Source organism: uncultured Thiodictyon sp., assembly GCA_903837595.1.
Taxonomy (GTDB): Bacteria; Pseudomonadota; Gammaproteobacteria; order Chromatiales; family Chromatiaceae; genus Thiodictyon.
Map to the genome: position 1 here is coordinate 1 of CAILVI010000571.1, position 2,956 is coordinate 2,956.

Sequence of the window (2,956 nt, forward strand, 5' to 3'; positions counted from 1 at the left end):
TCAAGGACCAAGGTCGGCACTACAGACGCTTTCGCAGGACCCGGTCTAGCTCACTCAGGCACTTACACTACCGCCAAGGGCCAAAATGGGCCTAAAATGGCAACATCCGGGGTCGAATAGTCGAAGCCGGGCTACCGCGCGAGCGGGCTCAACCTGGCGGTGGCAGCCATCGTGCTGTGGAACACGGTCTACCTGGAACGGGCCGTCCAGGCGCTACGTGATGCGGGTACGGTGGTGGACGATGCCCTGCTGTCGCACCTGTCGCCGCTGGGGTGGGAGCACATCAACCTGACCGGCGACTACATCTGGCGGCAGAGCAAGCAGGTGGAGCAGGGCGAGTTGCGGCCGTTACGTGTGCGGGCTGAGACTTAGCGTACGATTTTTTCCGTTTCGTGGGGTGACCCCATAGGGGTCCGCTCACGCAACGGAGTTTCAGCACGGTAAGCTCCGGCGAGCATCTGACACTCGGCCGCATTTTCGCAAACGATTGTTTTCGAGAGGCATCGTGAGAATTGATGCCTCGCCAGTGCTGGTTTGGGGAGGCCCCTTCTCGAACACGATTCTCGTATCAATTGGTCGGCACGACGCGTTTCGAGAACAGCCCTTGCACCTCGTCGAGAGACCCAAAGATGCAAAACGCATGGACAGTTCCAAAAGTGGCCTGCTTACAGTGCTGACGTTTCCGTTTCGTGAGTGACCCTAAGTTGACCAGCCCAGAGCATCGAACCGCGTACACAAAAACTGGCCCTATGAGCCGATACTTCAAGTCGAACGCGAGCGTCTCCGATTGCCTGGCCTTGAGTGCGCCGCACCGGTTGGATCGAGGTGAATGTCGTCACATCAACCTCAGACCCGGAATCCCTCGTCATTTCCCGCAAGGACTGTAAATGTTCAATCCTTCCAATTCGGCGCACCGGGGATGGAAACCGCGTCCTCGTCGAAGTTGGCCTGCTCGGCCCCTTGGTGACACGCCTGGCAGTTGCTGAAACTTCCCACCTTGGCGTTCTCCGTGACCAAGCGGGTTGGTATTTCGTCATGCTTACGCTGGAAATAGGTCGTTTGAGTGATGCGCGGTAGGTTGACCGCGGGTGCGGTGGCGGGCGCCTCCACGGCGATTGAACGCAACGAGCTTCCGCCATCGGACGAATTGGTGATCAGATAGTCGAGCAGTTCCTTCGCAACGGCCGGGTCGAGACTCGCGTCGTCCCCGAAGTGGTTGGCGAGCGACCCCATGACGCGGCCCCAGTCCTGCGCGGGTAGCAGCCCGGGCTGGTAGGCGAAGTGGCAGCCGCCGCACTCGGTGCGATAGCGTTCATTGACGACCGGCACCAACGTGCCCCAGCGTTGTTCAGTGCCTCCTCGATCGTCGTCATCATCACCGAGCGTTATTCCGGCTACGCCGCTTAACAGTACTGCGCTCAGCGCGCCTGCGATGATTTTGTTCAATTGCTTCACCTCTTCCGATTTGCTGGGTTGGGCGGCCCCAGCCGCCGGGCTCTCGGACCGGACAATCGGTGCCGTGGGCGAGGATTGCATGGCGGGCACGGCGCCGGCCATCTGGTGTATTCTCTTGACGATATTAAGACCGACCCTCTGCGGCCCTCAGGTCATTTGCTCTGGATGTAGGCGACAAAGTTGGCCTTTTCCCGGGGTGTGCAGTCGCGCCCCAAGGTCCAGCGGCAATTGCGGCCGAACCACTTTTCCACCTTGGCCGGGTCCTTGAGCCGCTCGGGGTTGACCGAGACAGCCATCGGCTCGATGGGTTTTCCGGTGGTCGCATGCTTGCCGGTCTTGGTCAGATCGGCGGTATGGCAGCTCACACAACTCCTAGGGGGCGTTGCTTCGGGCGGGGTGTGTTCCTCGGTCCAGGCACGCGCCCCGGCGGACGCATCGCCGGAGCCGGCAGCCAGGGTTGGGCCGGCGGCGAGGGCCAGCCCGGAGATCAGGGTGAGGGTGGCAAGCGTCAGGGATAGCGGGCGTTTCATGGGTATTCCTATTTGCGTTTGTAACCGTCGATGCTGCCGCGCAGCAGGTTCTCCTTGTGCTTTGCGGGAAGCATGCAATCCGCGCAGGACGTTCCCGAGGTAGGCGGCGTCATCGCAGGCACGATGATGGCAGCTCAAGGAGGGGCAGACTAGGCGCGACGCCCTCACCGCGTCTGTGTGGTAGCGCACCCGGGCCGAATTCTCGGCCAAGCCTGCACGAGGTGCAATTTAATCGCTCTCTAACCATTCGTTTTCGGTATGGGGTGAGGCCAAGCTGAAGCGTTTGGAATAGGGCCAACGATAATTCGGAGCCTTGCAGCAAGATTACTCAACTTTGCAGGTATCCTGATCAGACCCGTGGTCAGCATCGACGACTTCGGCACCGGCTACTCGTCCTTGGCAGCCCTCAACCGGTTGGCGATACGTGAAATCAAGGTCGGCCGTGCTTTCGTCGCCGGGCTGCTGTCGGATATGGGGGGCTGCGCTAGCGCCCGCGCGGTGATTGCGGGGTCTGACAATCATTGGAACGGTTATGGAAAGCTTTCCAGTGCGACACGAAGACGTCAGGCGGGCGCTCACTGAAGAGCGCCCGTGCGGGAGGGATCAGAACGGATCGATGGGCTCGCCGGGGTCGAAGAGGTCGCGTTGAGCGTGGTTCGCTTGGCTGACATAGTTCTCGGCTTGGAAGTCCTGGATGCGCAGACCATAGCGCGCCCAGATGTGCTCGCGCAGGTCGTCGAGGAAGTCGACGATGGCCAACGCCTCTTCGGTTGACCAATAGTCGGGGATCAGCGTGGTCTTCACGGGTGTTCTCCACTGGTTTTGGTGGTGCGCGGGCTCACGCGGGTGGTCGCGGTGCGCATGTGCTGGCGCTGTTCGGCGCGCTCTTTCGCCTCTTTGAGGCGATAGGACATCGCCCTGGATGGTGATGATCTCGGCATGGTGGACGAGGCGATCGACCAGGGAGACGA

Annotated in this window: 4 protein-coding genes and 1 pseudogene; 2 read left to right on the forward strand and 3 right to left on the reverse strand. The window is 61.0% G+C overall.

Going from position 1 to position 2,956, the window contains the following annotated elements:
• Positions 1-132: 132 nt before the first annotated feature.
• Positions 133-372: pseudogene (locus tag QZY44_RS35060) on the forward strand (Tn3 family transposase); the annotation flags it as partial.
• Between the two features lie 519 nt (positions 373-891).
• On the opposite strand, the gene QZY44_RS35065 reads toward QZY44_RS35060, so the two are convergent.
• Together QZY44_RS35065 and QZY44_RS35070 are read right to left on the reverse strand one after the other, a co-directional pair.
• Complete coding sequence (locus tag QZY44_RS35065) at positions 892-1,446, reverse strand: diheme cytochrome c (RefSeq protein WP_295458957.1); 555 nt, start codon at positions 1,444-1,446, stop codon at positions 892-894.
• 161 nt (positions 1,447-1,607) lie between these two features.
• Positions 1,608-1,985, reverse strand: a complete 378-nt coding sequence (locus tag QZY44_RS35070; RefSeq protein WP_295458959.1) for a DUF1924 domain-containing protein — start codon at positions 1,983-1,985, stop codon at positions 1,608-1,610.
• 357 nt (positions 1,986-2,342) lie between these two features.
• On the opposite strand from QZY44_RS35070, the gene QZY44_RS35075 reads away from it, so the two are divergent.
• On the forward strand, positions 2,343-2,567 hold the full coding sequence (locus tag QZY44_RS35075) for an EAL domain-containing protein (protein WP_365305940.1): 225 nt from the start codon (positions 2,343-2,345) through the stop codon (positions 2,565-2,567).
• Between the two features lie 21 nt (positions 2,568-2,588).
• Here QZY44_RS35075 and QZY44_RS35080 read toward each other — a convergent pair whose 3' ends face one another.
• Complete coding sequence (locus tag QZY44_RS35080; RefSeq protein ID WP_295458962.1) at positions 2,589-2,789, reverse strand: hypothetical protein; 201 nt, start codon at positions 2,787-2,789, stop codon at positions 2,589-2,591.
• Positions 2,790-2,956 lie beyond the last annotated feature (167 nt).